At 71.7% G+C, this 2,474-nt stretch carries 2 protein-coding genes; both read right to left on the reverse strand.

The window, feature by feature from the left end:
* Positions 1-150 precede the first annotated feature (150 nt).
* Positions 151-1,164, reverse strand: a complete 1,014-nt coding sequence (locus tag AOK03_RS37800) for a zinc-dependent alcohol dehydrogenase (protein WP_055569892.1) — start codon at positions 1,162-1,164, stop codon at positions 151-153.
* On the reverse strand, positions 1,161-2,327 hold the full coding sequence (locus AOK03_RS37805) for a mandelate racemase/muconate lactonizing enzyme family protein (RefSeq protein WP_055569891.1): 1,167 nt from the start codon (positions 2,325-2,327) through the stop codon (positions 1,161-1,163). The genes AOK03_RS37800 and AOK03_RS37805 overlap by 4 nt, the downstream gene beginning before the upstream one ends.
* Positions 2,328-2,474 lie beyond the last annotated feature (147 nt).

Consider the following 2,474-nt stretch of genomic DNA (forward strand, 5'->3'; position numbering starts at 1 on the left):
GGTTCGCCGGGCTGTCGGGGGAGGAGGGTGGAGGGGTCGGTCACTGTTGTCCTTTGCGTTCGGCCATCCTCGTCCGAGATTTCGAACGAGGTTCGGTTCGATGGGTACACGTCGACCAGGCGGGGGTGCGGGCCGTTTCGGGACGCGGAGTCAGGGCAGCAGCAGGACCTTGCCGGTCCTGGGGTCACCGCCGCCGACCAGGGCCACCGCCTCTCCGAACCGCTCCAGCGGGAACTCGTGCGTGATGAGGGGAGCCGGGTCCAGCAGCCCGGCACCGAACGCCCGCACCGCCGCCACCCACGCCGCGGACGACGCCCCGAAGACGGACCGCACCTCCAGCTGGCTGAGGGAGAGGTGCACGGGATCGATCCCCACGGCGCCCGCCGTGAACATCCCCGTGAGCACGACCCGCCCGCCCCTGCGGGCCAGCAGGCAGGACGAGGCAGCCGTGGTGGCCGCCCCCGCCGTCTCGACCACGAGGTCGAAGGACCCGTTCGCGGACTCCGCCTCCGCCGGGGAGAGCGCCGCGCTCGCCCCGAAGCCCAGCGCCAGCCGCCCGCGGGCCTCGCGCGGATCGACGACGGCCAGCTCGGCGGGGCTGACCGCCGCGAGCAGCTGCACGGCGAGCAGCCCGAGCGTCCCCGCGCCGACCACCGCGATGCGCTCACCGGGCCGGGCCCGCCCCGCCCGCATGGCCGCCGCGATCACGGCGGACGGTTCGAGCAGCGCGGCGGCCCGCAGATCGGCGTCGTCGCGCAGTGGATGCAGCAGCCGCGCGGGCACGACGACATGGTCGGCGAAGGCGCCGGGTTCGGTGAACCCGGTCTCCGCGTACCCGCCCGTGCACAGATTCGTCTCGCCGCACCGGCAGCGCTCGCAGACGCCGCACGCCCGGAACCCCTCGGCGACGGTCCTGCGCCCGACCAGAGCGGGATCGACCCCACCGCCGACGGCCACCACGGTGCCTGACCACTCGTGGCCCGGAATCACCGGGTAGCGGACGAACGCGGCGTCGCGGTGTCCGTCGTACGCCTCGCGGTCGCTCATGCAGATCCCGGCGGCGGCGACCTCGACGAGGGCCTCGCCGGGGCCGGGGTCCGGGCGCGGCCTCGTGACCAGGCGGTGGGTCCCGGGGCGGTCGACGACGACCGCGCGCGATGTCACGCGCCGGCCCCGTCGGGCGAGCGCTTCTCCCAGCCCTCGGCCCACAGGTCGAACCGTGCCTGCTGCTGGGGGAACTCCGCCGCGGCGTCCGTGTCGAGCTCGACGCCGAGGCCCGGCGCGTGCGACAGCTCGAAGCAGCCCGTCTCCGGATCGACCTGCGGCGCGCCCTTGACGACCTTCTTGATGGCGGCGTCCGCGAAGTCGTTGAAGTGTTCGAGGATCTTGAAGTTCGGTGCGGTGAAGCCGACTTGGAGGGAGGCGGCGGTCAGCACCGGACCGCCGACGTTGTGCGGGGCGACCAGCATGTAGTGCGTCTCGGCGGTGGCCGCGAGCTTGCGGGTCTCCCAGATGCCGCCGATGTGGCCGACGTCGGGCTGGATGATGTCGGCGGCCTGGCTCTCGAACAGCTCGCGGAACTCGATCCGGTCGTGGATGCGTTCACCGGTCGCGACCGGCATGTCCACCTTCGCCGCGACCTTCTCCAGCGCCTTCAGGTTCTCCGGTGGCACCGGCTCCTCCAGCCACGCGGGCCAGAACGGCGCGAGCTCGCGGGCGAGCCGGATCGCCGTGGCGGGCGAGAACCGGCCGTGCATCTCCAGCATCAGCTCGGTGTCGGGCCCGATGGCGTCGCGCACGGCCTCGATCAACGAGACGGCGTACAGGCTCTGTTCGTGGTCCAGTTCGTAGTGCCCGGTCCCGAACGGGTCGATCTTCAGTGCGCGGTAGCCGCGCTCCATGACCCCCTGGGCGGCCTTGTGGTACGCATCCGGGGTGCGCTCGGTGGTGTACCAGCCGTTCGCGTACGCCTTGACGCGGTCGGTGACCTTCCCGCCGAGCAGCTGCCAGACGGGGACCCCGAGCGCCTTGCCCTTGATGTCCCAGCAGGCCGTCTCGATGACGGCGATGCCCGACATCACGATCTCGCCGGCCCGGCCGTAGTCGCCGTACTTCATCCGGCGCACGAGGTCCTCCACCGCGAACGGGTCGGACCCCTCGATGTGATTGGCCGCCGCCTCGCGGAGGTAGCCGATGAGCGCGTCGGTGCGGCCCAGCATCCGGGTCTCGCCGACACCGGTCAGGCCCTCGTCGGTGTGGACCTGGACATAGGTGAGATTCCGCCAGGGCGTTCCGACCACATGCGTGCTGATTCCCGTAATGCGCAAGGCAGTTGCCCCTTGACTTGTTCGGTATTTCGTCACACGTTCGAAATGTTGGCGTGACGGTATTCAGGGTGGCCTGAAGGTGTCAATGGGTCGCGCGCAACGGTCTTGGACGGGTGTGCCGGGGCCGTATCGGGCGCTCCGCCGGGG

The sequence above is a fragment of the Streptomyces atriruber genome (genome assembly GCF_001418325.1).
Taxonomy (GTDB): Bacteria; Actinomycetota; Actinomycetes; order Streptomycetales; family Streptomycetaceae; genus Streptomyces; species Streptomyces atriruber.